General features: G+C 65.1%; 33 protein-coding genes. 20 read left to right on the forward strand and 13 right to left on the reverse strand.

Annotated features, from left to right (window positions below):
* Nucleotides 1-66: 66 nt before the first annotated feature.
* Both C7K55_RS13155 and C7K55_RS04105 read right to left on the reverse strand, forming a co-directional pair.
* Nucleotides 67-207: a DUF4351 domain-containing protein gene (locus C7K55_RS13155; protein ID WP_153062446.1), complete on the reverse strand. Its 141-nt coding sequence runs from the start codon at nucleotides 205-207 to the stop codon at nucleotides 67-69.
* A gap of 19 nt (nucleotides 208-226) precedes the next feature.
* Nucleotides 227-421: a hypothetical protein gene (locus tag C7K55_RS04105; RefSeq protein WP_106502141.1), complete on the reverse strand. Its 195-nt coding sequence runs from the start codon at nucleotides 419-421 to the stop codon at nucleotides 227-229.
* 66 nt (nucleotides 422-487) lie between these two features.
* Here C7K55_RS04105 and C7K55_RS13535 point away from each other — a divergent pair, with 66 nt between their 5' ends.
* The 6 genes from C7K55_RS13535 (at nucleotide 488) to C7K55_RS04130 (ending at nucleotide 3585) form a co-directional block, all read left to right on the forward strand.
* Nucleotides 488-652, forward strand: coding sequence for a hypothetical protein (locus C7K55_RS13535; RefSeq protein ID WP_161956116.1), 165 nt, complete (start codon nucleotides 488-490; stop codon nucleotides 650-652).
* Nucleotides 653-733: 81 nt separating this feature from the next.
* The gene (locus C7K55_RS04110) at nucleotides 734-1240 is read left to right on the forward strand and encodes a hypothetical protein (protein WP_127431980.1); all 507 of its coding nucleotides are present in this window, start codon (nucleotides 734-736) and stop codon (nucleotides 1238-1240) included.
* A complete protein-coding gene (locus C7K55_RS04115) occupies nucleotides 1237-1644 on the forward strand; it encodes a hypothetical protein (RefSeq protein ID WP_106502143.1) in 408 nt (135 codons plus the stop codon). Before C7K55_RS04110 ends, C7K55_RS04115 begins: the two co-directional genes overlap by 4 nt.
* Complete coding sequence (locus tag C7K55_RS04120) at nucleotides 1631-2131, forward strand: GspH/FimT family pseudopilin (RefSeq protein ID WP_106502144.1); 501 nt, start codon at nucleotides 1631-1633, stop codon at nucleotides 2129-2131. The genes C7K55_RS04115 and C7K55_RS04120 overlap by 14 nt, the downstream gene beginning before the upstream one ends.
* On the forward strand, nucleotides 2128-2670 hold the full coding sequence (locus tag C7K55_RS04125) for a PulJ/GspJ family protein (RefSeq protein WP_161956117.1): 543 nt from the start codon (nucleotides 2128-2130) through the stop codon (nucleotides 2668-2670). Before C7K55_RS04120 ends, C7K55_RS04125 begins: the two co-directional genes overlap by 4 nt.
* A 30-nt stretch (nucleotides 2671-2700) precedes the next feature.
* Nucleotides 2701-3585 carry a peptidoglycan recognition protein family protein gene (locus C7K55_RS04130; protein WP_106502146.1) on the forward strand — a complete coding sequence of 295 codons (885 nt, stop codon included), beginning with the start codon at nucleotides 2701-2703 and terminating at the stop codon, nucleotides 3583-3585.
* A 369-nt stretch (nucleotides 3586-3954) separates the two neighbouring features.
* Here the strand turns inward: C7K55_RS04130 and C7K55_RS14120 are convergent, their stop codons facing one another.
* Nucleotides 3955-4362 (reverse strand): prepilin-type N-terminal cleavage/methylation domain-containing protein, encoded by a 408-nt coding sequence (locus C7K55_RS14120; protein ID WP_106502147.1) that lies wholly within the window; start codon nucleotides 4360-4362, stop codon nucleotides 3955-3957.
* 145 nt (nucleotides 4363-4507) lie between these two features.
* On the opposite strand from C7K55_RS14120, the gene C7K55_RS04140 reads away from it, so the two are divergent.
* The 3 genes from C7K55_RS04140 to C7K55_RS04150 are packed head-to-tail and all read left to right on the forward strand — an operon-like array spanning nucleotide 4508 to nucleotide 6864.
* A complete protein-coding gene (locus C7K55_RS04140; RefSeq protein WP_106502148.1) occupies nucleotides 4508-5830 on the forward strand; it encodes a sensor histidine kinase in 1323 nt (440 codons plus the stop codon).
* A 42-nt stretch (nucleotides 5831-5872) separates the two neighbouring features.
* Entirely contained in the window at nucleotides 5873-6289 is a 417-nt protein-coding gene (locus C7K55_RS04145; RefSeq protein WP_106502192.1) for a TA system antitoxin ParD family protein, read from the forward strand.
* A 32-nt stretch (nucleotides 6290-6321) separates the two neighbouring features.
* Nucleotides 6322-6864, forward strand: coding sequence for an ATPase (locus tag C7K55_RS04150; RefSeq protein ID WP_254969500.1), 543 nt, complete (start codon nucleotides 6322-6324; stop codon nucleotides 6862-6864).
* Nucleotides 6865-6873: 9 nt separating this feature from the next.
* Here the strand turns inward: C7K55_RS04150 and C7K55_RS04155 are convergent, their stop codons facing one another.
* From C7K55_RS04155 to C7K55_RS04170, 4 genes are read right to left on the reverse strand one after another with little or no spacing between them, the layout of a single operon-like run.
* Nucleotides 6874-7572: a response regulator transcription factor gene (locus C7K55_RS04155; RefSeq protein WP_106502149.1), complete on the reverse strand. Its 699-nt coding sequence runs from the start codon at nucleotides 7570-7572 to the stop codon at nucleotides 6874-6876.
* Between the two features lie 40 nt (nucleotides 7573-7612).
* Nucleotides 7613-7840: a hypothetical protein gene (locus C7K55_RS04160; protein ID WP_106502150.1), complete on the reverse strand. Its 228-nt coding sequence runs from the start codon at nucleotides 7838-7840 to the stop codon at nucleotides 7613-7615.
* 53 nt (nucleotides 7841-7893) lie between these two features.
* Entirely contained in the window at nucleotides 7894-8229 is a 336-nt protein-coding gene (locus C7K55_RS04165) for a type II toxin-antitoxin system PemK/MazF family toxin (RefSeq protein ID WP_106502151.1), read from the reverse strand.
* Nucleotides 8226-8450 (reverse strand): AbrB/MazE/SpoVT family DNA-binding domain-containing protein, encoded by a 225-nt coding sequence (locus C7K55_RS04170; protein ID WP_106502152.1) that lies wholly within the window; start codon nucleotides 8448-8450, stop codon nucleotides 8226-8228. Before C7K55_RS04170 ends, C7K55_RS04165 begins: the two co-directional genes overlap by 4 nt.
* Before the next feature lie 144 nt (nucleotides 8451-8594).
* Between C7K55_RS04170 and C7K55_RS13540 the strand changes: the two genes are divergently transcribed.
* Both C7K55_RS13540 and C7K55_RS04175 read left to right on the forward strand, forming a co-directional pair.
* Nucleotides 8595-8768: a hypothetical protein gene (locus C7K55_RS13540; protein WP_161956118.1), complete on the forward strand. Its 174-nt coding sequence runs from the start codon at nucleotides 8595-8597 to the stop codon at nucleotides 8766-8768.
* 63 nt (nucleotides 8769-8831) lie between these two features.
* Complete coding sequence (locus C7K55_RS04175) at nucleotides 8832-9695, forward strand: ABC transporter permease (protein WP_106502153.1); 864 nt, start codon at nucleotides 8832-8834, stop codon at nucleotides 9693-9695.
* Between the two features lie 53 nt (nucleotides 9696-9748).
* On the opposite strand, the gene C7K55_RS04180 is transcribed toward C7K55_RS04175, so the two are convergent.
* Both C7K55_RS04180 and C7K55_RS04185 read right to left on the reverse strand, forming a co-directional pair.
* Nucleotides 9749-10867, reverse strand: coding sequence for an ATP-binding protein (locus tag C7K55_RS04180; RefSeq protein ID WP_241518160.1), 1119 nt, complete (start codon nucleotides 10865-10867; stop codon nucleotides 9749-9751).
* Nucleotides 10868-10912: 45 nt separating this feature from the next.
* The gene (locus C7K55_RS04185; protein ID WP_106502194.1) at nucleotides 10913-11353 is read right to left on the reverse strand and encodes a DUF6165 family protein; all 441 of its coding nucleotides are present in this window, start codon (nucleotides 11351-11353) and stop codon (nucleotides 10913-10915) included.
* Between the two features lie 53 nt (nucleotides 11354-11406).
* Here C7K55_RS04185 and C7K55_RS04190 point away from each other — a divergent pair, with 53 nt between their 5' ends.
* On the forward strand, nucleotides 11407-11619 hold the full coding sequence (locus C7K55_RS04190) for a hypothetical protein (protein WP_106502155.1): 213 nt from the start codon (nucleotides 11407-11409) through the stop codon (nucleotides 11617-11619).
* A 7-nt stretch (nucleotides 11620-11626) separates the two neighbouring features.
* On the opposite strand, the gene C7K55_RS04195 is transcribed toward C7K55_RS04190, so the two are convergent.
* A complete protein-coding gene (locus C7K55_RS04195) occupies nucleotides 11627-12322 on the reverse strand; it encodes a TrmH family RNA methyltransferase (protein WP_106502156.1) in 696 nt (231 codons plus the stop codon).
* 179 nt (nucleotides 12323-12501) lie between these two features.
* Here C7K55_RS04195 and C7K55_RS04200 point away from each other — a divergent pair, with 179 nt between their 5' ends.
* Complete coding sequence (locus tag C7K55_RS04200) at nucleotides 12502-12846, forward strand: MGMT family protein (protein WP_106502157.1); 345 nt, start codon at nucleotides 12502-12504, stop codon at nucleotides 12844-12846.
* Nucleotides 12847-12912: 66 nt separating this feature from the next.
* Nucleotides 12913-14286 carry a 16S rRNA (cytosine(967)-C(5))-methyltransferase gene (locus tag C7K55_RS04205; RefSeq protein WP_396094798.1) on the forward strand — a complete coding sequence of 458 codons (1374 nt, stop codon included), beginning with the start codon at nucleotides 12913-12915 and terminating at the stop codon, nucleotides 14284-14286.
* Here the strand turns inward: C7K55_RS04205 and C7K55_RS04210 are convergent.
* From C7K55_RS04210 to petP, 3 genes are read right to left on the reverse strand one after another with little or no spacing between them, the layout of a single operon-like run.
* Nucleotides 14283-16397, reverse strand: a complete 2115-nt coding sequence (locus C7K55_RS04210) for a transglycosylase domain-containing protein (RefSeq protein WP_241518161.1) — start codon at nucleotides 16395-16397, stop codon at nucleotides 14283-14285. The genes C7K55_RS04205 and C7K55_RS04210 overlap by 4 nt on opposite strands.
* A 1-nt stretch (nucleotide 16398) precedes the next feature.
* Entirely contained in the window at nucleotides 16399-17379 is a 981-nt protein-coding gene (gene chlG / locus C7K55_RS04215; protein WP_106502158.1) for a chlorophyll synthase ChlG, read from the reverse strand.
* A gap of 11 nt (nucleotides 17380-17390) precedes the next feature.
* Nucleotides 17391-17606, reverse strand: a complete 216-nt coding sequence (petP, locus tag C7K55_RS04220) for a cytochrome b6f subunit PetP (RefSeq protein ID WP_106502159.1) — start codon at nucleotides 17604-17606, stop codon at nucleotides 17391-17393.
* 57 nt (nucleotides 17607-17663) lie between these two features.
* Here petP and hisF point away from each other — a divergent pair, with 57 nt between their 5' ends.
* The 6 genes from hisF to C7K55_RS04250 all read left to right on the forward strand — a co-directional run bounded on the left by hisF (nucleotide 17664) and on the right by C7K55_RS04250 (nucleotide 22664).
* Nucleotides 17664-18449, forward strand: a complete 786-nt coding sequence (gene hisF / locus C7K55_RS04225; RefSeq protein ID WP_106502160.1) for an imidazole glycerol phosphate synthase subunit HisF — start codon at nucleotides 17664-17666, stop codon at nucleotides 18447-18449.
* A 45-nt stretch (nucleotides 18450-18494) separates the two neighbouring features.
* Nucleotides 18495-18779 carry a hypothetical protein gene (locus C7K55_RS04230; protein WP_241518162.1) on the forward strand — a complete coding sequence of 95 codons (285 nt, stop codon included), beginning with the start codon at nucleotides 18495-18497 and terminating at the stop codon, nucleotides 18777-18779.
* Nucleotides 18766-19470, forward strand: coding sequence for a bifunctional demethylmenaquinone methyltransferase/2-methoxy-6-polyprenyl-1,4-benzoquinol methylase UbiE (ubiE, locus tag C7K55_RS04235; protein ID WP_106502162.1), 705 nt, complete (start codon nucleotides 18766-18768; stop codon nucleotides 19468-19470). Before C7K55_RS04230 ends, ubiE begins: the two co-directional genes overlap by 14 nt.
* A gap of 45 nt (nucleotides 19471-19515) precedes the next feature.
* Nucleotides 19516-20406, forward strand: a complete 891-nt coding sequence (gene glyQ / locus C7K55_RS04240; RefSeq protein WP_106502163.1) for a glycine--tRNA ligase subunit alpha — start codon at nucleotides 19516-19518, stop codon at nucleotides 20404-20406.
* On the forward strand, nucleotides 20403-20597 hold the full coding sequence (locus C7K55_RS04245; RefSeq protein WP_241518163.1) for a hypothetical protein: 195 nt from the start codon (nucleotides 20403-20405) through the stop codon (nucleotides 20595-20597). Before glyQ ends, C7K55_RS04245 begins: the two co-directional genes overlap by 4 nt.
* A gap of 123 nt (nucleotides 20598-20720) precedes the next feature.
* The gene (locus C7K55_RS04250; protein WP_241518164.1) at nucleotides 20721-22664 is read left to right on the forward strand and encodes a ComEC/Rec2 family competence protein; all 1944 of its coding nucleotides are present in this window, start codon (nucleotides 20721-20723) and stop codon (nucleotides 22662-22664) included.
* Nucleotides 22665-22685: the final 21 nt, after the last annotated feature.

A 22685-nucleotide genomic window follows, 5' to 3' on the forward strand; every position in this document is an offset into this window, starting at 1 on the left:
GTGATTTCTGGCGGGGATGGGTCTTAAAAACTTTGTCTCCTGAAATCTGTACAGGCTGTACGGAATTCAGGAGAGCGCAGCGAACCATGCGGCCAGGTCGTCATGTCCCTGAAAATCGAGCAGGGCTTCCGCAAGGGCTTCGATCTGGGCGGTGATGCCGCCCATGGCGCATACCTCCGGGATAGATCGGATTGGAAAGCGTCTCACCAAGATAGGGGCGATCACATCATCGAGTGTCGAGTCGATATTCGCGCTCTTTCAGTGCTGGTGCTGAAAAGGTGTAATCGGCGGCGTCAGCAGGAAGCCCCTCAACCAGCGACAGGATCCGGTCGGGATTGTTTTCAAACTGCTCAAGGAGTTTGTACAGCTGTACAAACTCCTTGAGAGTGCGGACAGAAAGGCCGATGGCCACGATCTCCATGTGGATCCGGTTTTGAGGAAGTCTTCGACAGTGCTTGTGCGTCAACAGCCCTAGGTGCCAGCACCAATGGCTGCGCTGTGGCTAAAGGCGATCGCTTTGAACTTATCGATTTCAATAAACAGCACCGCAAAGCGGCTCAATGAAATGGCGCCGCCGCTCCAGCATCACTTTGGCGCGCATCAGCAACTACCAGCACAACTGCTAGAACAACTGCCAGAACAACTGCCGTGAGCAGCAGCAGAGCCAATAGCAATTTCAAGGATTTTGCTGCCCGTGGGAACACTGATCGGGTCGTTGTGCGCCAGGTGCCCCATGGCCCGGTTTCCCCGTTCCTTAGCTAGCCCTCCTCCCATGGCGGCTGGTTTTCTGCTGCCCCTCTCTGCCACAGCCTCGCTGCTGCTTGTGCTCAGTAGCGTTTCGCTGCAGGCGGCGGCGCTGCAGGCCCGCAGCCAGGTGCAGACCGGCCAGCGGTTGCGGCAGGCGGAAGATCGGTTGATGTCGGCGGCCCAGCACCTGCTGGCGGCGCCAGCTACCCCCGTCGTGGGCCAAACCGGCCAGGTGGGCCCGGTGGCCTACAGCTTGGTGGCTTTTGACGGCCCCCATTGGGATGGCGCCCTTGCGGCCGGTGGCCTGCAGCGGGGCCGAGCTGCCGCCACCTTGGAGCTCGAGCCCACGGCGGAGCAGCCCCGTGCCCTGCGGGCGGCCTATGGCCTGGAGCTGTCCCGCACCCTTACCCCTGAAGGCCCCGGCAGCCAGCAGCTGCTGGCAGTGCGGGAGCTGGGTTTGCGTGGCCGCACCAGCAATGGGGTGGCGCCATGAACTTGGTGGAAGCGATGGTGGCTTCGGCGATGTTTGTGACCTCGTCGAGTTGCTCCTTGCAGTTGTGGTCGAGTAGCGCCAGCTGGGCGCGCCAGGCGGAAGCGCAGCAGCAGCAGGCGGCCAAGCTGGAGGCAGCGCTCCTGGCTAGCCAGGCCCAGCTCACGGCCCTGGCCGGCACAGCGATTGCCGCTGATTGCACGGCTGCTAGCAGCTGGCTTGCGGCCCATTTGCAAAGCATGCCCAGTGGCGAGGGCCTCGTGCGCCAGGTGAGCGCCGAGCCCGGAGCCCTGGTGCGGGTGGCGGTTAGCGACGCCAATGGCCTGGAGCGCCAGCGCTGGCTCAGCCCGGCGGCCTATGGGCTGTGCGGTGCCCAACCCCCGGAGCAGGGCGATGCAACGACCTGACTCAGGCTTCAGTCTGCCCGAGCTGCTGGTGACGGTGAGCGTGCTGGGCTTGCTGGCCAGCCTGGCCATAGACGGCGGCCAGCGCAGCCTGGCGCGGATGCGGGTGGAAACCACCAGCCGGCGGCTGGGTTGGGGCTTAGAGCAGGCGCGCCGCCAAGCCCAGAGCCTGGGCCAGCCCTGTGCGCTCGAGCTGGGCCCCAGTGGCTGGCGCCAGCCCAGTGGTGGCAGCCTGCCCGGCTGCGGCGTGGCTGATGTTGAGTTAGAGCCCAATGTTGCTATCGGCTCCAACTTGCCTGGGGCCTTGCGTTTCAGCAGCAACGGTTTGGTGCTGGATGGCGGCACGGTGGTGATCAGCGCAGCGGGCACGGAGCTGCGCCGTTGTTTGGTGATGTCGCTGCCGCTAGGGGTGGTGCGGCTGGGCCGCTACGAGGGGGGGCAGGGCGATTCGCCCAGCAGCAGCGCCTGCCGGGCCGAGGAGGCGTTGTGAAAGGGGAGCAAGGGTTTTCGCTGGTGGAGTTGCTGCTGGCTTTGGCGATTGGTTGCGGCCTCAGTGGCGTGATCCTGCAGGTGCTGGTGGCGGAGGGGGCCACGAGCCAGCGCTTTGGCCGGCTGCTGCGGGAGCGGGCCGTGGCCCAGCGCACTATGGAGCTGGTGCGCGGTGATTTGCTCCATGCGCGGGGCATGGCTGATCCCGCCGGGCTGGCGCCGGCCTGCAACCTGGCGGGCCGCAGCGTGGTGCTGCATCTGGATACTGCCTCTGGCCCGATCACCTATTCATTGGGTAAGCCGGCTGAACCGATCTGGCGGGGCAAGGTGCTGATGCGCTGCGGCCCGGCCTATGGCCTGCATGGCGAGCTGGGCAGCGGCGCAGCCCAAAACCGGGTGGTGCTCGATGCGCTGGCGGCAAGCGATGGCTTCCGGGCCCAGCCGTCTGGTGCGGGGGTGCTGCAGCTGGAATTGGCGCAGGCCTGGGCCGATGGGGGGCGGCTTAGCTCCCGCTTGCCGGTGGCCATTGGGGCAAATTAAGGAAGCCGCCTGAAGCCTGGTTTACCGGTGATGTCTGCCACCATTTACCTGCACTGGACGGCCACCCCCTACAACTGGGTGCGCAGCGGCCTCTACCACTCGATTATCGGCGGCGATGGCCAGGTGCATCGCCTGCACAGCTATGGCGCCGACCTGCCCGCCCACACCTGGCGGCGTAACACCAATGCAGTGGCTCTCAGCTGTGCCTGCATGGGCGGCCGGCCTGATCCTTGGAGCATCCCGCCCGCCAAGCCCCAGCTCGAAGCCCTCTGCCAGGAGGCCGCTGCCGTAGCCCGCAGCTGGGGCTGGAGTGCCGATCAGATCAGCGTTAAGCGCGTGATGACCCACGCCGAGGCTGCCGCCAACCGCGACGGCCGCGTGATGCACGACAACTACGGGCCGGTGATCTGGGGCGGCACTGGTGAACGCTGGGATCTGCTGCAGTTGGAGAAGGGCGGCCCGCCTACCGGCGGCGAGCAGCTGCGCGAGCGGGTGCGTCAGCTCCTGAGTGTTGAGGCCGCTTCGGGGCCAGCGCCCCTGCAGTTCCGGCGTGCCGACAGCATGGAGGCTCGCGGCTTGCCGCTGGCCACCGAGATCGATGCCAATGGCAGCAGCTGGGCCTTGGCCACCGCCCTGCTGGAGCGCTATGAATTGCCCTTCCAGTGGGATGCCAGCAATCGCCGCATCCTGGTGGGTGCCCTTGATGTGGTGCCGCGCTTTCAAGACGATGCGGTGCAGGCCTCGGTGGGCTGGCCCCTGTTTGAGATGACCCTAGAGCGAAGCACCGCTCCGGTGATCCTGCGGGGAATCGTGCGCCAGGACCGCGCCTGGTGCCGGGTGCTGGAATTTGCGGAGGAGCTTGGCATCAGCGCGGCCTACGACCCCTTCCGCCTGCTGGAGCGGCGGGGTGGTTGAAAACCGGCCAGGGGGTGGGAGGGGCGCTGAAAACCCTCCCTAATTCTGTACAGACCGTACAAAACTAGACAGACCACGCTGGTGACAACCCAACCCAGGCCACCACTGGCGATGCCCAAGGGCCAAATGAATAATGTTGCCGCAGGGGCCTGCTGGGTCCTGAAGCTGGCTGCGCAAGCCCCCCCCCTTGCTCGTAGAAGTAAGCGGTTTTGAGGCACCGTATCTAATAAAAAATCTCTTTCATGGTGCTTGCCCGCGGAAGAGATTAAAAGTAATCGGTTTTTAGATCTTGATCAGCGGGGATGCATCAATTTGAATTATTAGTTAGATGGATGGGAAAGGCAAAGCCCTGACCGAATTGAGGTAGCTCTATGGTGCTGCTGGAGTAGTTAAGGATACCTGGCCAGTAGTTGCAATCGTAGCTATGGCATTCGTGGTCAAATTTGTATCAGCGGTAGTAAATGTTGCCGCAGTTCCGGATGGTTCGCAGGTCCCAGTTACGCCAGGTGGTGATACGTAAGACGCATGCTCAGCATTGACTTGAAGTGCTGCGCAAGCGCGAGCTGCGCCCATGCTGGATGACTCTGAAGCTCTGGCTCGCGCTTTGTCCTGTTGGTTCAGAAATGCAGGAATGGCGATGGCCGACAGGATGCCAATGATGATTACAACGATCAGCAGTTCCACCAGCGTGAAGCCCGCTTGCAGGGGATTCTTCGAGCGTTGGCGCTTGGCGAGGGCCGAAATCAGCAGGTGGTTGGAGCTCAGGCGAGAGGCCATGGGGTGAGGGCTTGCGGGCCCTAGGAAATGAACTAATACCAATTTGTGTGGTCGGGCTGGGTTTGAAAAGGGCGATGATCTGAGCATTTTCTGAAAATTGGCTGAGAATGCCGTCATTACGCCTTTCTGGTGCAAGCCGGCTTTGATGCGTATCTCGCCACTGCGGCTCTGGCTGCAGTCCACCTCGTTGCTGGCGGTTCTGGCGGGCTACAGCCTGCTATTGCTGTTCAACCAGGGCATGGCTGGCCTTCAGCGCCGCCTGGCCTATGAGCGGCTGGTGTCTGATCTGGTGGTTGAGCTTCGGGCTAGGGCTCCCAATGCCAACCAATTGGAGCCGCTGCTGCGCCAGGCGTTGTTGCCCAGCCTGCGGTTGCAATTGCTGAGCGTTGCCTCCGCCAAGGCAGACAGCCCTGTATTGCAGCAGCGCGGCGCCCAGGGCTGGCTCAGCAGTGCCCAGCCTCTCCAGCTCGCAGACGGCTCCAACTTCACCCTGGTCGTGGAGCAAAATGTCACCGCCTCAGTGCAGCAGGAGAGCATGGCCTTCTGGCTGCTGGTGGTGGCGGCCGGGGTTTCCAGTCTGTTCACCAGTGGCTTGCTGCGGCTGGTGTTGCAGCGCGGCCTGGTGCAGCCTCTGCAGGAATTCACCACCCAGCTCTCCGCCACCCAGGCGTCGTCGCTGGCATGGGACCAGATCCCCGTGGCCGAGCAGCCCGAGGAGCTGCAGCCCATCGCCCTTGCCTTCAACAATCTGCAGCAGCGCCTATCGGTTTCCTGGGAGCGGCAGCGCTCCTTTGTAGATGGCGTGGCCCATGAGCTGCGCACGCCGATCACCCTGATCTCCGGCCACGCCCAGCGCCTGCTGCGCCAGCCGGGCCTGGCAGCCACCGCCCCCTCCCTGCGGCTGATTGAGCAGGAGGCCCAGCGCATGGCCAGCCTGATGAGCGACCTGCTCGATCTGGCCCGCCAGGATTCCGGCCGCCTGCAGCTGCGGCGGCTGCCGATCGTGGTTGATGAGGCCATGGTGCAGGCCTATGAGCGCCTGGCCCCCAGCAGCGGCTGGCGCTTGCACCTAGACACGCCAGCGGCGGAGTTGCCAGTGGCGATTGGGGATCCGGAGCGGTTGCAGCAGTGCCTGGCAGCCTTGATCGAAAATGCCCTCCACTACAGCCCCACGCCGCGGCCGGTCAGCCTTGCCGCCGATCAGCAGGGCGATTCCCTGGTGCTGCATGTGTGTGACCAAGGCCCCGGTGTGGAAGCTGGCGAGCGCGAGGCGATCTTTGAACGTTTCGCCCGCGGCAGCGCCTCCATCAATTCCAGCAACCGCGGCAGTGGCATCGGCCTTGCTGTGGTGAGGCTTTTGATGGAGGCGATGGGTGGCTCGGTGCAGGTGGCTGATGCCCCCGGCGGCGGCGCTGATTTTCAGCTGCATCTACCCCTGGCTAGACCTTTGGCGGTGGTCAGCGCGTAGCAGATTGCTACGATCAAAAGTGTTCTTTGGGTGAGCTGGGCCATGGCGAAATCCCCTTCCCCGGTGCGCCTGCAGGAGGAGCTGATGCAAAGCGCCACCCAGGCAGGTGCCCGGCACCATCGCAGCGCCGCCGAACAGATCGAATACTGGGCAGCGCTCGGCCGGCAGGTTTCTCGCTTTGTTGACCCCGACAGCCTGCTGGATGTGCAAGCTGGGCTGGCGCGGCTGCATGTGGAGCCGGTTGTGGCTCAGCCCGTGGCGCCAGAAGCGGTATTCGCTGCCATTGAAAGGGCAAGGCAGAGCGGGGAGCTGCCCGACTTGGTGAGTCATGCCGCCGTCCGCTACCAGGCTTCTGCCAGCCAGCCCGGAGCGCTGGAGCGCATTGCAGCAGATGGCAGCCGCAGCACCGGCAGCTTTTGCAATGGCATCTTTATTCCCTGTGAGCCGGAGCCGGGTTGAGCGAGCGCGTCGTTTCTGGCAAACAGCTCTGGTTGCTGGTGGGCGGCAATGGCGCCGGCAAGAGCACCTTTCATCGGCTCTTCCTGGAGCCCCTGGGTCTTCCCTTTGTGAATGCCGACAACCTCGCCAAACTCATAGCGCCAGATACCCCGGAAGCCCATGGGCTTGAGGCGGCCCTACTGGCTGAGCAGCAGCGCGAATTATTGCTGCTGAGAGGTTTCAGCTTTTGCTTTGAAACGGTCTATTCCCATCCTTCAAAGGTCGATTTTGTTGCCCGCGCCAAGGCACTGGGTTACGAGGTGATCTTGGTGCTGATTCATCTCAGCAACGCCTCCCTAAATCAGGCACGGATCGTCCAGAGAATCTCAGAGGGTGGTCATCACGTTCCGGCTGAAAAGGTGATTAGCCGTCTGTTGATTAACGTCAAAGCCTCACTGCCCCTTTGCGATCAAGTGCGTCTTGTTGATAATTCCTCTGCCGATTATCCGTTTTTGCCTGTAGCTACGATCATTGCTGGCCTTGAGCAACGCCACCAAGATCCCCTCCCGGCTTGGGCACAGGATCTGATTGGCTGAGCGCGCTGCTCAAGCCTTTGGCGGAGCCTCCTTCAGCATGAAGCCAACGCCGCGGACCGTCTGAATCAGGGTTGGCCGCCCTTCTCGCTCCAGCTTGCGGCGCAGCGCCCGGATATACACATCGAGCACGTTGTCGTCGCCTACCCACTGGTCGCCCCACACCGCGTTGAGGATCTCTTGGCGGCTATGAACCTGATTGGGCTGGCGCAGTAATAGGTGCAACAGCTCAAATTCCCGGCCGGTGAGGCTGATGCTTTCGCCGCCGCGACTCACCTCCCGGCTGGCCGGGGTGAGCTGCAAATCTGCCAATCCCAGTGTTTCAGGCTCGCTGCTGGGTTTGCTGGCGCTGCGCAGCCGTGCCCGCACCCGGGCCAGCAGCTCCTCGATTGAAAAGGGTTTGGTGAGGTAGTCGTCGGCGCCGGCATCAAGGGCCTCCACCCGTTCGCGCACGTCATCGTGGGCGGTGAGCATCAGCACCGGGGTTTGGTCGTCGCTGCCCCGCAAGCGCCGGCAGATCTCCACACCGCTGAAATCCGGCAGGGTCCAATCCAGCAGCAGCAGGTCCCAGGATTCGGCGCGAATCAGCCCGAGCGCCTGCTGGCCGCTGGCCGCCTCCGTGCACTCGTAGCCCTCGATCTCCAGCTCGGTGCGCAGAAAGACCCGCAGCTCCGGGTCGTCGTCGACGATCAGTAGGCGGTGGCTGGGCATTGGCAGAGGTTAGGGGGCGCCCAGCTGCTGGTCAGTTCGATCAGGGGCAAGGCCTGCCATTCCTGGCGCTGAATCCTGCCAATGCTGCGATGGGATCGAACGATTGACCGGATTGGCGGCTACCGCCTGAGGTGTCTGTGGCAATCAGCTCGAGGCTGGCCAGCACCCCGTCTTCCCGCAGGCTTTTGATTAGCTCAAGATCGACGGGGCCTCCGCTGGGTTGCAGGGGCAGCAGCGGAAACCCATTTCGTTGCTGCTGGCTGATCACGCTGCTGGGTGCAGGTCGGAATTCAACGCTAGCCGCAATCGTCAGCGTCCTTCTCAGTCCACCAGTTGGTGCAGCTGGGCTGCGACCCCATCGCGATCGGGCGGGGCCAGGTGTCCCAGGGTATTCAGGATCAGGCGTTCATCCAGCGTGAACACCTTGAAGCGCACCAGGCAGGGCTGGGGCAGGCCAGCGTCCTGGTGGTGTTGGATCCTCCAATCGAGGGGCCACGCTGATTGCTTGGCTGACGTCACCATTGCCAGCAGCACGTGGCCTGAGGCGCGCTGGAAGTCGGGTGACGACAGCACCACCGCCGGGCGCCGCTTCTGGGTGGCGCGATCCGTGAAGGGGAACGGCACCAGAACCAGCGAATGACGTTCAAACGGCTTCATAGCCCTGCGAAGGCTTCCTCATCCGCTGGGCTGCTCCACTCCTGCAGGCTGGCATCGAGGCTTCGTAGGTAGGCCAGGTCGAGCGGAGCAATTGCCCGCACGCGGACCGAGCCATCCTCCATCTCCCAGCTGAGTTGATCCCCCTGCCGCAGCCCCAAGGCTTCACGCACCGCCTTGGGTACGGTCACTTGCCCCTTGGCCGTAAGGGTTGCCACTTCCATGGCACTTGCCATCGTTTTATCCAGATCTCACTCTAGCGCGGAGCTCTCCTTACGGTAAGGAAGCCTTTCGGCTCGCATGGCCCGCTGGGCATGGTTACTGGCATGCCAATAAGCTGGCTTTGTTGGCTACTGAGGTGGTCCGCCGTGAAAACCACCATCGATCTGACAGACACGCTGATGAGTCAGGCCGATGGCCTGCCGATGTTCCGCCGCGATCCCGCTGTGGCGCCGCAAATTCCCTCGCTGCAGGAGCTTTGGGAGCTCGAGCACACCACCCTGGCGGCGGAGGACCAGCAGCGTGCCTGCTTCCCTGGTTGACACCAACGTGTTGTTGGATCTGTGCCTGTTGCCGCCCGCCGCCTAGCTGCGTAAGGTCGCGCCATGCTCCTATCGCTACGCCGCGCCCCCAGCCTCTCGGCCCGCATGGCCCGCTGGGGGTTGGTGATCGTGGTGGTCTACGCCTTGGTGGCCCTGCTCACGCCGCTGCTGGTGCATGCCGGCTGGCTGGCCGATCCCAACTCCGGCCTGCAAAATCCGATCTACGCCCAGCCCTCGCTGAGCCACTGGTGCGGCACCGATCGTTTGGGCCGCGACGTGTGCGTGCGCACCCTGGCCGGCAGTGGCGTGGCCCTGCAGGTGGTGCTGCTGGCCCTGGTGATCGCCCTGCTGATCGGTGTGCCGCTTGGCATGGTGAGCGGCTACCTGGGCGGCTGGGTGGATCGGGTGCTGGTGCTGCTGATGGACACCCTCTACACCCTGCCGGTGCTGCTGCTCTCGGTGGTGCTGGCCTTCCTGCTGGGCCGAGGCCTGCCCAATGCCGCCGCCGCCCTTTGCGTCGTCTACATCCCCCAATACTTCCGGGTGGTGCGCAACCAAACCGCCCAGGTGAAGGCCGAGTTGTTTGTGGAGGCGGCTCAGTCGCTTGGCGCCGGCCCGATCTGGATCCTGCGCCGCTACCTGCTGCGCAACGTGATCACCTCGGTGCCGGTGCTGCTCACCCTCAACGCCGCCGATGCCGTGCTGGTGCTCGGTGGCCTCGGCTTTCTGGGCCTGGGCCTGCCCGAAACCATCCCCGAGTGGGGCGGCGACCTGCAGCAGGCCCTCACCGCCGTGCCCACCGGCATCTGGTGGACCGCCCTCTACCCGGGCCTGGCCATGTTTGTGCTGGTGCTGGGGCTCTCGTTTTTAGGCGAGGGCCTCGAGACCTGGCTCAGTGGTGGCAACGCTCAGCGGACTGGATCTTGAAGTCCAGATCCTGAAGTCCAGATCCTGAAGCCCAGAGCAGAAGCTTGGCTCCTTCAGGGGCGCAGTTGCCTCAACCAGGCTTCCAGCGGTTCACAGCGAATGCCATCGATCAGCAGCGGTTCTGGGCAAAAGGAGAGCAGCAAGCGCTCTGCTTCCGGGTAGTCCTCGCCGAAGGCCCGCAGCGCCTTGAGGTCGCTCCGATCGATGCGACTGCTGTGTTTCACCTCGATGGCCATAAATAGGCCTGGGCCATACACAACGAAATCCACCTCCAGTCCAGATCGGGTGCGCCAGAAGCTGAGTTGGGCCCCTCCTGCTCGCAGCTGGCAGAGCGCCCGCAGGTGCTGTGCCACCAGTGATTCCAGAGCGATGCCGCCAATCTCTTCCGGTGCATCAAGCGGGCCGCGGGGCCTGAGGGAGCGAAAAACTCCGGCATCGAAGCAGAAAAACTTCTGGTGCTGCACCAGCTGCCGCTGGGCCCGCCGTTGAAACACCGGCAGCCGAAAGCTGATCAACAGATCCTCAAGAATCCCCAGATAGCTTTCAGCCCTTTTGCGGGGTATTTCGGCTTCCCGGGCCAGGTTTGCCAGGTTTAGTAATGAGCCCTGCGAAAAGCTGATCACTTCTAAAAACCTTGCGAAATCGCCGATCTGACGCACCAGGGCTTCTGCCTGCACCTCTTCCTGCAGATACAGCGAGGCATAGGCCGCCAGGGTGGCCTGGGGGTCCACTGCCTGCCATACGAGGGGCACTAGTCCGTTGGTCTGGGCCCGCATCAGATCAAAACAGTCGCCGAGCTCAGCAGCCATGAAGGGCCCCATGTGCACTGCCACCAGCCGCCCGCCGAGCAGGTTGGCAGCCCCGTGGCGCAGCTTGCGAGCACTTGAACCAGTGAGCACAAAACGCAGATCACGCCGCTGCTCCACCAGGGCATGCACCACATCGAGCAATTGGGGGGCTTTCTGGATTTCGTCGATCACCACCGTGTGCGCTGTCTTGCCAGCGGCAGCGATTAATTCGGCCAGCCGCTCCGGCCGGGCCTGGTAGGCCCTCAGCACATCCGGTGCCAGCAGATCCAGCCGCAGGGCTTCGGGAAACACCTGTGCCAGCCAGGTCGACTTGCCGGTGCCGCGTGGGCCAAAAAGGAAGAAGCTGCCAGGAGGTGGCTGCAAAAATCGCCGCACTGCCGCCATATACGCAGCCAAAATGGAGTTTTACTAGCCATTTTGCACGGGAATTAGGCGTTTGCCCGCTTGTTCCCCATCGCCATAGCTGGCGTAGAGCTTCTCTTCCACAATCGCTGAATCGTGGAGCTCGTTGATGGCGCGTTTCACCGCGGCCCGTTCGTCATTGGTGAAATAAACGGCCCGCGCCAGGGCGACGAAAGTGTCGCCGAATTCCTGTTTGGCCTCAAGGGCGCGGATGTCATCTTCTATGGCCCAGAGCTTGGCGTTGATCTCGCGCAGGGCGTCAAAGAGGTCGTCTGCCACCGCCAGGCCCGCTGCCTCCAGGCAAGCCATCAGCAGTTGCTGCTCCCGCTCCACGTTCGCCAGCCGCTCGCCGCTGAGCCGCGCGGCCTTGAGCTCCAGGATCGTGATCTTGTCGACCACCTCCCCGATCGAAGCCGGAATCTGCAAGCTGGCAGGGCTAGGGGACACGGCCTGCGAAGAGAGGCCCACAATGGAAGCACCCCGTCACCCTGTGGATAGCCATGCCCTGGTGGTTGGATCTGCTTCTGCTCTCTGCTGCTGCGGCGCTTTGGTGCAGCGGCAACGCCAATGACGACGACGTTTGGAGCCTGTTCCAAAAGTTTCTCGCCGCCGTTGCTCTGGCGGTGGTGCTGCTCGGCGGCCGCCAGATTTTCCTGGAGCTGCTTGCCCTCGGCCTGGCCCTGTGGCTGCCCAGTGCCCGCAGATATCAGTAGCCGAGCATCAGTAGCGCAGCTTGATCGTGCGGGGCATGGTTTCGCTGATGGCCCCCTCGCTATCAAGGGCTGGGTAGGGGCGGCCTTCGCGCTGGCACCAGGCCGCCACCTCCGGATAGGCCCACTCAAACAGCAGGCTCTCGTAGCGCCCCGCCGGCACCCCTTCGCCGTGGCTGGGCAGCACCCCGGCCACCTGCCGCTGACGCAGCGCCTCAAACAGCAGCGTGGCGCAGGCCACGCTCACATTCAGTGACTGCACCATGCCGTGCATCGGGATCACGATCGGCTGATCTACCAATGCCGCCGCTTCAGCGCTTAACCCCCACTTCTCGGCCCCCAGCACCAGGGCGCTTGGGCCGGTGAAGTCGCACTGGCGGTAGTCCACCGCTTCCACCGACAGGTGGGTGCCATAGAGCCGAAAGCCCTGGTCTTTGAGTTGGCGCAGCAGGGCCACGCTGGCACCGTCGCTATGGCGATGCAGCGGCACCCACTTTTCGCTGCCCTTAGAGGTGCAATTGAAGGTGGGCGTGCGGCCCGCCAGGCTCACCACATGGGCCTCCAGCACCCCTACTGCATCGCAGCTGCGCAGGATCGCCGAGAGGTTGTGGGGCTTGTCCACGTGCTCAAGCACCACGGTGAGATCACCCATGCGGCGATTGAGCACGGCCTTGAGCCGCTCAAAGCGGCGGGGCAGCAGGGGCATGGCGTCGGGCTTAGTTGAGGTGCGGAATCACGGGCATCTCCCGAATGCCCAGTCTCCCCAACGACAAGTCTCCCTAATGACAAATAGGCCTTCGGCAGTCACTTTTTTGTTTTTAGGCTGGGTTCAACACTCGGTCGCCCAAGCTCAAGCCAGCTTTGCTTCCTCCCGCCCGGCGCTCGATGCAAGCTCCAGCCCCCACGTTTGATCAGCGGGTTTACGCCGTTGTGGCCCAGATCCCTTGCGGACAGCTGGCCACCTACGGCCAGATCGCTGAGCTGGTTGGGGTGTGGGGCGCCGCCCGCCAGGTGGGCTGGGCCCTGCGGCGGCTGCCGTTGCCGTCGCCCATTCCCTGGCAGCGGGTGGTGAATGCCCGCGGCCAGATCAGCTTCAACCCCAGCCGTGAAGGCAGCGACTGGATCCAGCGTGAGCTGCTGCTCGCTGAAGGCATCCTCGTAGATGCAGCCGGCCAGCTTCCCCTGGCCCAGCACCGTTGGCGGGCCGGGGGTGATGAGTTTGCGAATTAGTTCTCCTTAGCTAACTAGCAAAAAACATCCACCTCCCCCCAGCCCGTCACACCCTGCGCGCTAGTTGTGGAGCCTTGCCCTCCGCTTTCCCCCTCCCTGGCACTCGCCCCCCCAGCCGAAACTCCCGCGATTGGCCTGGCGCCGCGCCAGCTTGCCTGGCAGGTGTTGCTGGCGGTGGGCGCTGGCGCCTACGCCGATGTGGCGCTCGAGCGGGAGCTGCAGCGCCATCCCCTTGAGGGCGCCGACCGGGCCCTAGCCACCGAACTGGCCTACGGCGCCATCCGCCAGCGACGCCTGCTAGATGCCTGGCTCGATGCCCTCGGCAAGGTGCCCGCCGCCCGCCAGCCGCCCAAGTTGCGCTGGCTGCTGCACCTGGGGCTCTACCAGCTGCTGTTCAGCAGCCGGGTGCCGGCCTCCGCGGCGGTGAGCACCACCGTGGAGCTGGCAAAACGGGGCAAACTCGGCCGGCTGGCGCCGGTGGCCAATGGCCTACTAAGGGCATGCGGGCGCCGGCGCGCGGAGGCCGGGCCTGAGCCCTGGGATGGTCTGGGCCCCCTGCCCAGCGACCCCGCCGCCAGCTACGGCCTGCGCCATTCCCTGCCCGCCTGGCTCGCTGAGCTGGCGTTGCAGTGGCCTGATCCCGAGGCCTTCGGTCTGGCCTGCAACCAACCCCCCGCCCTCGACCTGCGCCTCAACCTGCTGCGAACCACGCCTGCTGGTGCTTTGGAGGCCTTCACTGCCGCCGGGATCGAGGCGGCCCCCCTGCCGGATCTGCCCGGGGGCCTCACGCTGCTGGGCCGCAGCGGTGAGTTGCGCGCCCTGCCCGGCTACGCCGACGGGCACTGGTGCGTTCAAGACCGCGCCGCCCAGGCGGTGGGTCTGCTGCTCGATCCCCAGCCCGGCGAGCGGATCCTCGATGCCTGCGCCGCCCCCGGTGGCAAGAGCACCCATCTCGCTGAGCTGATGGGCAACGAGGGTGAGGTGTGGGCCGTGGATCGCTCCGAGGGGCGCCTGCGCCGGGTGGGCGTCAATGCCGCCCGCCTTGGCCTGCAGTGCATCCACACCCTGGCCGCCGATGCCACCGCCCTGGCGGCTGAGAAGCCTGAGTGGCTCGGCTGGTTTGATCGCATCCTGCTGGATGCCCCCTGTTCGGGCCTCGGCACCCTGGCCCGCCACGCCGATGCCCGCTGGCGGATCAGCCCTGAATCGATCACCGAGTTGGTGCCCCTGCAGCGGGCCCTGCTGGAATCCCTGCTGCCCCTGCTCAAGCCGGGCGGTCAGCTCGTGTATGCCACCTGCACCGTGCATCCGGCTGAAAATGGCCAGCTGCTCGCTGGCTTCCTTGCCGACCACCCCGGCTGGCAGCTGCAGCAGAGCTGGCAGCGCTGGCCAGCCGCCAGTGGTGGCGACGGCTTTTTTGCCGCCCGGTTGCAGTCCTAAGGGGGTGGTGGTGGCGCCACCACAGGGGGTGGCGGGGCTTCCAGCGGTGGTGGTGGGGCGGGCGCCGGGCTAGGTGCAGCAGGGGGGCTTGGTGTTTGCGGCTGGGGCGCGGCAGGGCTGGCCGGTGCGTCTGGTGTGTAGGGCTGCTCGTTGAGACTGGGGGTGGGATCAAGCTCCAACGGCTGGGGTGCCGGCTCGCGCCAGCTTTCGGTGCTGGCTGCCGGTTCACGGCGGCGCTCAGCTTGCTTCTTATCGCGCCGGTAGGTGTCCTCTAGCTGCGGCTTGGGCGGAAACTGGCGCACTGGCAGGTCCTTGCTGATCGGTGCCATAAAGGCCCGCCAGGCGTAGGTGGCCACCACGCTGGTGTCCCTGGTGGTGCGGCTGTCGTCGTAGCCCAGCCACACCCCAGTGGTGAGCTGGGGAATCGAGCCGATAAACCACAGGTCGCGGCCCCCCTCTGAGGTGCCCGTTTTGCCGGCCACCGGCCGGTCTGGCAGGGCCGCGCCGCCGCCCGTGCCCGACCGCACCGCCTGCTCCAGCATCCACAGCATCAGGGCAGCAATGTCGCTACTGACGGCCCGGCGCCCTTGATCGCCATCTACCCGGCGGCTCCAAAGCAGCTCGCCATCGGGGCCGAGGATCTCCACAAACGGTGTTGGTTTCACGTAGATACCACCGTTATTGATGGCGGCGTAGGCGGCGGTCATGTCCACCACGGTTTGCTCGGTAGCGCCGAGGGCTAGGGGGTAGAAGCGCCCCAGCTCTCGGGTGATGCCGAGGTTCTTGGCCGTTTCAATCACCTTGTCGAAGCCCAGCTCCTGAAGCAGTCCCACCGCCACCGTGTTGAGCGAGTTCTGCAGCGCCATCACCATCGACACCGAACCGAAGTAGCGGTTGCCGAAATTCTTGGGGCAGTAGCCGGCGAAGCAGCGGGCCGAATCGCGGAACACCCGCTCCGGCAGCATCCCCTGCCGCAGGGCCGTGAGATAAACAAACAACTTGAAGGTGGAGCCGGGCGAGCGCAGGGCCTGGGCTGCCCGATTGAACTGGCTGTCCTTGAAGTCGGTGCCACCCACCATCGCCCGCACCAGGCCGGTGCCGGGCTCCATCGCCACCAGAGCGCCCTGCATGCTGCCGGTGGCATAGGTGTTCACCGCCGACTGCGCCTTCTCCTGCCAGGCCAAATTGACGCTGCTGCGCACTGTCAAACCACCCACCTCGAGCTGCTCGGGGCTGAGCACTTTGGGCAGTTCCTGCTGCACCCAGCCGCTGAAGTAGGGGGCTCGGCTGTCCCAGTATTTGGGTTCAGCTGGTTTGAGTTGCAGCGGTGCCGCTTCAGCCTGCTGTTGCTCACTGACGCTGATGAAGCCCGCCTCCACCATGCGGCGCAGCACCACGGCCCGCCGCTCCAGGGCCAGGTCGGGATTCACAAGAGGCGAATAAACCGAGGGAGCTGGTGGCAGCCCTGCGATCAGGGCGGCTTCCGGGAGGGTTAGCTGGTCGGGGGTTTTTGTGAAATACACCCAGGCCGCGTCGGCAACGCCGTAGGCGCTCGAGCCGAGATAAACAACGTTGAGGTATTCGGTGAGGATCTGCGGTTTGCTGAGCTGGCGCTCGAGCTTGCCGGCCAGGGCGGCCTCCTTGAGCTTGCGAATCAGGGTGCGATCCTGGCTCAGAAATACGGTGCGGGCCAGCTGCTGGGTGATCGTGCTGGCCCCCTCCTCCACCGAGCCCTTGCGCAGGTTGCGCACCATGGCCCGGCCGATACCCACCGGGTCAATGCCGTCGTGCTGATAGAAGCGCCGGTCTTCCGCGGCAATAAAAGCCTGCTGCACCAACGCCGGCATCGTTTCGGGCGTCAGCTTTTCGCGAGTAACTGGCCCGATCTTGTGCACCACCTGGCCATCGGCCGAGAGGATGGTGAGGGTGCCTGGGCGGTTGAAGTGGTTGATGCCGCGGGCGTCGGGCAGCAGGCTGTCAAAGCCCGCCACTAGCGCCGCCTGGCCGCAGGCAACGCCACCGCCAATCAGGGCTGCAAGCAGCCCTACTCCCACCAGGTTGGTGCGGCGGGGCTGGGGAGCTCTGCCGGTGGCGGGGGGCTGGCGGTTCACCTCAGCTAACGAGGGTGCTGTGGCCGATTGCCAGGGCAGTCACAAGCATGCCGAGCACCAGGAATGGTTGGGCACTTGCCTGGTATTTGACATCGAAGGCAACTGGATCACGCAGCAGCCAGATGTCCTGGAAGGTGATTTGGGGAATGATTAGCAGCACCAACAACACCGACGCGAAGTGTTGGCCGATGGCGATCAGCACGGCCACCATCGCCAGCTGAAACACATCGATCATGCCGGCGCTGATCCAACTGGCTTTCTCGATACCGAAAGCCACCGGCAGGGATTGCAGGCCCATGGCTCGGTCGCCCTCGACGCTCTTGAAGTCGTTGACCACGGCGATGCCTAGGCCGGCTAAGGAGTAGGCCAGGGTGAGCAGGGCGGTGGTCCAGGTGAGCTGGCCAAAAAGTGCCTGGCCTGCCCACCAGGGCAGGGCGATGTAGCTGGCGCCAAGGGCGTAGTTGCCCAGCCAACCGTTTTGCTTGAGCTTCAGCGGTGGAGCTGAATAGATGAAGCTCACAAAGGAGCCGCCCAGGGCAAGCAGCAGCAGCACCGGTGTGGTGTGACCGGCCCAGAGATCAAGGCCGTAGGCCACTCCTAGCCCTGCTAGCAGCAGGATCCAGATCTGGGCCTTCACCTGGCCTAAAGGAATCGCTCCTGAAGGAATTGGCCGGTAAGGCTCGTTGATCGCGTCGATTTCGCGGTCGTAGTAGTCGTTGATCGTTTGGGTGTAACCGGCCAGGAGGGGCCCGCTCATCAACATGCAGGCGATCGAGGCGCCCACCTCGCTGATGCTCCAGTGGAAATTGCCTGAGGCGGCAGCACCGCACAGCACACCCCAAATCAGGGGTATCCAGGTGACAGGCTTCATCAACTGCAGCCGGATTTTCCAGATGCTGCTGGTGCCGCTGGCACCCTTCATGCCGAGCAGCTGACGGGCGCCGCCGCCGCTGGCTGCTTCGGGATTGGGGCTGTTGCTCAACGGCCTAGGCCTCAGGCGAGGGTGAGTTCGTCGTCAAAAAACCAGGCGACTTCACCATCGCTCAGTTCAACCACCACGCCGATGCCCTTGCCATCCACCGTGCGGAAGCCGGTCACGGTGCCGATGGAGTCAGCCTTTAAGGAATCAACCATTTTGCTCGAGATGCGATCCCGAACCCGGGTGATCCTCACCTTCGAGCCGATGTTGATGGTGGCAGCCTGGGACATGGCCGGCGCGACTGGAAAGTTGCGCAACCTTAACAGTGCCCTACGGAGCTCGAGTCCATGGTTGCCAAGCGGATCATTCCCTGTCTCGACGTGGCCGATGGCCGGGTGGTGAAAGGGGTGAATTTTGTTGGGCTGCGCGATGCCGGTGACCCGGTCGAGCTGGCCTGTCGCTACAGCGCCGCTGGGGCCGATGAGCTGGTTTTCCTCGACATCGCCGCCAGTCATCAGGGCCGCGGCACCCTGGTGGAGCTGGTGCAACGCACCGCTGAGGCGGTCACCATTCCCTTCACCGTGGGCGGTGGCATCAGCAGCGTTGAGGGCATCACAGTCCTGCTGCGCGCCGGCGCCGACAAGGTGAGCCTCAATTCATCAGCCGTGCGCGATCCCGAGCTGGTGGCCCGCGGCGCCGGGCGCTTTGGTTGCCAATGCATCGTGGTGGCGATCGATGCCCGGGCCCGCGCTGGCGGGGGCTGGGATGTGTACGTCAAAGGTGGCCGCGAGAACACGGGCCTCGATGCGGTGGCCTGGGCCCGGCAGGTGGTGGCCCTCGGAGCTGGCGAGATCCTGCTCACCTCGATGGATGGTGATGGCACCCAGGCGGGCTACGCCCTGGAGCTCACCCGCGCCGTGGCCGATGCGGTGCCGGTGCCAGTGATCGCCTCCGGCGGTGCCGGCTGCATCGACCACCTCGCTGAGGCCCTCGATCCCGGTCCGGCGGGTGGCCATGCCTCAGCAGCCCTATTGGCCTCCTTGCTGCACGATGGCATTCTCAGCGTTGAGCAGATCAAGACCGAGCTGCTGCGCCGTGGTTTGCCGATCCGGCCCCTCGCATTGAGTTGTTAAGGCTCGTTACATTGGCTAAAGACCTTCACTTGGTTCGGTCAGCACTTGTTTTCTGCCCTTCCCGTACTCCCATCTACTGCCTCCACCGCAATTGCCCTCGGCATGGTGGCGGCTGTGGTGGCTCTGGTTGCTTGGGCGCTGCAGCTGATGCAGGCCGCCAATGATCGCCGGGAATTTTCGTTGATGCTGGCTGGCTGCATGGTTTGCTCAGCTGCAGTTGGCCTGGCCACCGTGATGGTGCTCACCTTCACCAGCCCCAGCTTTTTGCCTGCTGTGGATGCGGGCATAAGTCTCGATTCGATTGTGTTGCCTTGGGATGGCCAGCTTTAGGCCCGGAGATCCACAGGCGGTTCAGGAGCTGTTTGAGCAGATCGCGCCCCGCTACGACCAGCTCAACGACCTGCTCAGTTTTGGCCTGCATCGCCTCTGGAAACGTCAGGCGATTGCTTGGTTGCAGCCCCAGCCTGGCCAGCATCTTTTAGATCTTTGTTGCGGCACCGGCGATCTGGCCCTAGTGCTGGCTGGCCGGGTGCGGCCGGGTGGAAGCGTGCTCGGCATAGATGCGGCCGCTGCCCCCCTGGCGGTGGCGGCCCGTCGGGCAGCCGCCCAGCCCTGGCTAGCGGTGAGCTGGCAGCAGGGGGATGCCCTGGCCACTGGCTTGGCAAGCGCTAGTTGCGACGGGGCCGTGATCGCCTATGGGCTGCGCAACCTCGCTGATCCAGGGACAGGCCTGCTGGAGTTGCGGCGACTGTTGCGCGACGGCGGCCGCGCCGCAGTGCTTGATTTCAATCGCAGCTCTGGGGCGGTAGAGAGCTTCCAGAGCTTTTATCTACGCCGGTTGGTGGTACCCACCGCCGAGCGGTTCGGCATTCCCGAGCACTACGCCTACCTGGAGGAGAGCCTGCAGCGGTTTCCCACCGGCTCCGAGCAGCAGCAGCTGGCGAGGCGGGCGGGCTTCAGCGAAGTGAGGCATCGGCCCCTGGCTGGTGGCCTGATGGGTCTGCTGGAGCTGGTGGCCTGAGGGGCTGCCGGTACCGACAATGGGACCACGATCCAGCACAGCAGCGTGAACTTCCAGGACATCATCAGCACCCTGAACCGCTTCTGGGCCGACCAGGGCTGTCTGATCCTGCAGCCCTACGACACCGAGAAGGGCGCCGGCACGATGAGCCCCCACACGGTGCTGCGGGCGATCGGGCCCGAGCCCTGGGCCGTGGCCTACCCCGAGCCCTGTCGCCGCCCCACCGATGGCCGCTACGGCGACAACCCCAACCGGGCCCAGCACTATTTCCAATATCAGGTGCTGATCAAGCCCAGCCCCGATGGCATCCAGGAGACCTATCTGGCCTCGCTGGAAGCGCTGGGCATCCGCGCCCGGGAGCACGACATTCGCTTCGTTGAAGACAACTGGGAATCGCCGACGCTGGGCGCCTGGGGTGTGGGCTGGGAGGTTTGGCTCGATGGCATGGAGGTCACCCAGTTCACCTATTTCCAGCAGTGCGGCGGCCTCGATTGCCGGCCGGTGTCGATTGAAATCACCTATGGGCTGGAGCGCCTGGCCATGTATCTCCAGGATGTGGAGAGCATCTGGGATCTGAGCTGGGATGGCAATCGCTCCTATGGCGACATCTGGCTGCCATTTGAGAAGGGCCACTGCGCCTACAACTTCGAAGCCTCCAACCCCGAGCGGCTTCAGCAGCTGTTTGCCATCTATGAGGCGGAGGCGGCAGATCTGGTGGCCAAGCAGCTACCCGCTCCAGCCCTGGATTTCGTGCTCAAGTGCAGCCACACCTTCAACCTGCTGGAGGCCCGCGGCGTGATCTCGGTCACGGAGCGCACCGCCACGATCGGCCGCATCCGCACCCTGGCCCGTCAGGTGGCGGAGGCCTGGCTGGCCGAAAGGGAAGCCCTCGGTTTTCCGCTGCTCCCTGAGGCCAAACGCCCCGTGGCGGCGTGAAGAGGCTGCTGCAGCGCAGCTTGCTGGTGGTGGTGCTGGCCGGCGGCAGCTTCCAGTTGGGGCGCTTAAGTGAGCGGGCCGTGTGGCCCTGTCGCCTACGCCCGGTGGCCAAGTTGGTGGCACCGTTGCTGGGCCAGGAGATTCCGAGCCGGGAGCTCTGCGAGCTGTTGCTGCAGATTCCTCGCCTCTAACCCAGCCCGCGTGGGAACCCTGCCTGGGTTCATGTGGAGTGGCCAGTGGCCTGTTGTGGGGGTGGGGCGGACACTGCCGGCGCAGCCAGGCTGCGCCTTAAGCCGCTTTTGTGGGGCCTGCTTTTGGCCCTGCTGCTGCTGCGGGTGGGCTGGCTGGCGTTCACGCCGCCCCAGCCGGCGGCCGGCGATCCAGTGCTTCAACTCGAGGCAGCCGGTGGCCCACTGGAGCTGACGCTGCGGGGTGTTCTGCTCAGTGATCCGGTGCCTAGCGGTGGTCCGGTGCCCAGCGGTGGCGGTGGTGCCTGCCGGGCCCTGCTGCAGCTGCCTGTGGGTCGCACCGAACTCCGCTTTGGTCAGTGCCCGGAGCTGCAGCAGGGTTGGCGCCTGCAGGTGCAGGGCCGCCTGCGGCGCCCCCAGGTCTCGCCCCATCCCCTGCTGGCCGCACCGGCAGAGCGCCTGGTGCGCCAGGGGAGCTTCAGCCAGCTGCAGGTGCAGGATTTTGAAGTGTTGCAGCGTGCGGCAACGCCGGTGGCAGACCTGCGCCGCCGCATGGCCCAGGCGCTGGTGCAGCATGCCGGCCCAAACAACGGCAGCGTGCTGGCTGCCCTGGTGCTCGGTAGCGCCGTGGTGCCCGTGCCGGCGGAGCTGCGCGAGGCCTTTCGGGCAGCGGGGCTATCCCATGCCCTGGCGGCTTCCGGCTTCCATTTGTCTGTGCTGCTGGGCGTGGTGCTGCCCCTGGGCAAGCGCTTGCCGCGGCTGGGGCGGCTCACTTTGGCGGCGGCGGCGATGGGCCTATTTGTGCTGTTGGCAGGCCCCCAGCCCTCCGTGCTCAGGGCAGTGCTGATGGGGGCCCTGGCGCTGGGGGTGGTGGAGAGCGGATATCGCGGCAGGCCCTTGGGCATCCTGGCCGCCAGCGCCTTGGTGTTGCTGCTGGCGCGGCCCGACTGGCTGCTCGATGTGGGCTTCCAGCTCAGCGTTGTGGCGACTGCTGCGCTGGTGGTGTCGGCCCGGCCGCTGGAGCTGGGCCTGCGCCGCTGGCTGCCGGGTTGGTTGGCAGTAGCCACGGCGGTGCCGCTGGCGGCCTCGCTCTACACCCTGCCGCTGCAGCTGCTGCACTTCGGCGTGGTGCCCCTCTACGCGGTGCCCGCCAATTTGGTGGTGGCACCCCTGCTCACACCCCTCACCCTCGGGGCGATGGCCCTGGCATGCCTGGCGGTGCTGCTGCCGCCGCTGCTACCGCTGGCCACCGCGCCCGTGGCCTGGCTTACCAATGTGTTGGTGGCGGTGGTCAAGGTGTTCGCAGCGCTGCCCATGGCCCAGTGGCAATTGGGGCGCCCCGCCCCGGGACTGGTGCTGCTCTTCACTGTGGCCCTGCTGGCGCTGGCCTGGCCTGCCCTGGCCCGGCGCTGGCGCCTGCTGGGTGGTGCCCTGCTTGCGCTGGTGGTGGCGGTGCAGTTCAGCTTGCTAAGCGGCGACCAGTTGTTGCTGGTGCACCAGGGGCGGCTGGATCTGCTGGTGGCGCGGCACCAGGGCCGGGCGGTGCTGGTGAGCAGTTCTGGTGATGGCTTCAGTTGCAGCCAGGCCAGCCAGCTGGCCCGGGGCCTGGGGGTGCAGCGCTACGACTGGGCCCTACTGCTAGATCCGCTGGCGCCCGAGCAGCCGCACTGCTGGCAGGGGCAGGCGGGCCTGGTGATGGCCAGTGCCGATGGCAGTTTGCCGTTTCAGCCTGGTCAAAGGCTGGCCAGCCCTGGGCTGAGCGCCGCACCGGTGGCGATCGAGAGCCGGGCCATTCAGCTGCAGCTGGGCCGTTGGCGCTGGCTGCTGTTGCCCGACCGCCAGGCGCTCTGGGCCTGGCGGCAGCTGGCCGCCGCTGGCTCAGAGCCAAGCGTGCTGCGCGGCCGAATTGATGGCGTCTGGCTGGGTTTTGCGCCCTCCGCCCGCGAGCGCCACCACCTCAAGGAACTTGGCGCCAAGCGGCTGTGGCTCAGTGGCGCCATCCCGGCGGGCTTGCCAGCGGCCTGGGCGGCCAGCGGTCCCAGTGGATACCTGCAGGCCGCCCTCGGCTGACCGATCCTTAAAGTGACGCAG

Source organism: Cyanobium usitatum str. Tous (assembly GCF_003011885.1).
Lineage (GTDB): Bacteria > Cyanobacteriota > Cyanobacteriia > PCC-6307 > Cyanobiaceae > Cyanobium_A > Cyanobium_A usitatum.

What these genes read in the sequence shown, in the direction of transcription:
- C7K55_RS04200 (WP_106502157.1), top strand. Translation starts at nt 12,502, where the DNA reads ATGCAAGCTCCAGCCCCCACGTTTGATCAGCGGGTTTACGCCGTTGTG.
- C7K55_RS04120 (WP_106502144.1), top strand. Translation starts at nt 1,631, where the DNA reads ATGCAACGACCTGACTCAGGCTTCAGTCTGCCCGAGCTGCTGGTGACG.
- C7K55_RS04195 (WP_106502156.1), bottom strand. Translation starts at nt 12,322, where the DNA reads ATGCCCCTGCTGCCCCGCCGCTTTGAGCGGCTCAAGGCCGTGCTCAAT.
- C7K55_RS04175 (WP_106502153.1), top strand. Translation starts at nt 8,832, where the DNA reads ATGCTCCTATCGCTACGCCGCGCCCCCAGCCTCTCGGCCCGCATGGCC.
- ubiE (WP_106502162.1), top strand. Translation starts at nt 18,766, where the DNA reads ATGGCCAGCTTTAGGCCCGGAGATCCACAGGCGGTTCAGGAGCTGTTT.
- C7K55_RS04110 (WP_127431980.1), top strand. Translation starts at nt 734, where the DNA reads ATGGCCCGGTTTCCCCGTTCCTTAGCTAGCCCTCCTCCCATGGCGGCT.
- C7K55_RS04115 (WP_106502143.1), top strand. Translation starts at nt 1,237, where the DNA reads ATGAACTTGGTGGAAGCGATGGTGGCTTCGGCGATGTTTGTGACCTCG.
- C7K55_RS04170 (WP_106502152.1), bottom strand. Translation starts at nt 8,450, where the DNA reads ATGGAAGTGGCAACCCTTACGGCCAAGGGGCAAGTGACCGTACCCAAG.
- C7K55_RS04155 (WP_106502149.1), bottom strand. Translation starts at nt 7,572, where the DNA reads ATGCCCAGCCACCGCCTACTGATCGTCGACGACGACCCGGAGCTGCGG.
- C7K55_RS13535 (WP_161956116.1), top strand. Translation starts at nt 488, where the DNA reads ATGGCTGCGCTGTGGCTAAAGGCGATCGCTTTGAACTTATCGATTTCA.
- C7K55_RS04165 (WP_106502151.1), bottom strand. Translation starts at nt 8,229, where the DNA reads ATGAAGCCGTTTGAACGTCATTCGCTGGTTCTGGTGCCGTTCCCCTTC.
- C7K55_RS04140 (WP_106502148.1), top strand. Translation starts at nt 4,508, where the DNA reads ATGCGTATCTCGCCACTGCGGCTCTGGCTGCAGTCCACCTCGTTGCTG.
- hisF (WP_106502160.1), top strand. Translation starts at nt 17,664, where the DNA reads ATGGTTGCCAAGCGGATCATTCCCTGTCTCGACGTGGCCGATGGCCGG.
- C7K55_RS04190 (WP_106502155.1), top strand. Translation starts at nt 11,407, where the DNA reads ATGCCCTGGTGGTTGGATCTGCTTCTGCTCTCTGCTGCTGCGGCGCTT.
- C7K55_RS04105 (WP_106502141.1), bottom strand. Translation starts at nt 421, where the DNA reads ATGGAGATCGTGGCCATCGGCCTTTCTGTCCGCACTCTCAAGGAGTTT.
- C7K55_RS04130 (WP_106502146.1), top strand. Translation starts at nt 2,701, where the DNA reads ATGTCTGCCACCATTTACCTGCACTGGACGGCCACCCCCTACAACTGG.
- C7K55_RS14120 (WP_106502147.1), bottom strand. Translation starts at nt 4,362, where the DNA reads ATGGCCTCTCGCCTGAGCTCCAACCACCTGCTGATTTCGGCCCTCGCC.
- C7K55_RS04145 (WP_106502192.1), top strand. Translation starts at nt 5,873, where the DNA reads ATGGCGAAATCCCCTTCCCCGGTGCGCCTGCAGGAGGAGCTGATGCAA.
- petP (WP_106502159.1), bottom strand. Translation starts at nt 17,606, where the DNA reads ATGTCCCAGGCTGCCACCATCAACATCGGCTCGAAGGTGAGGATCACC.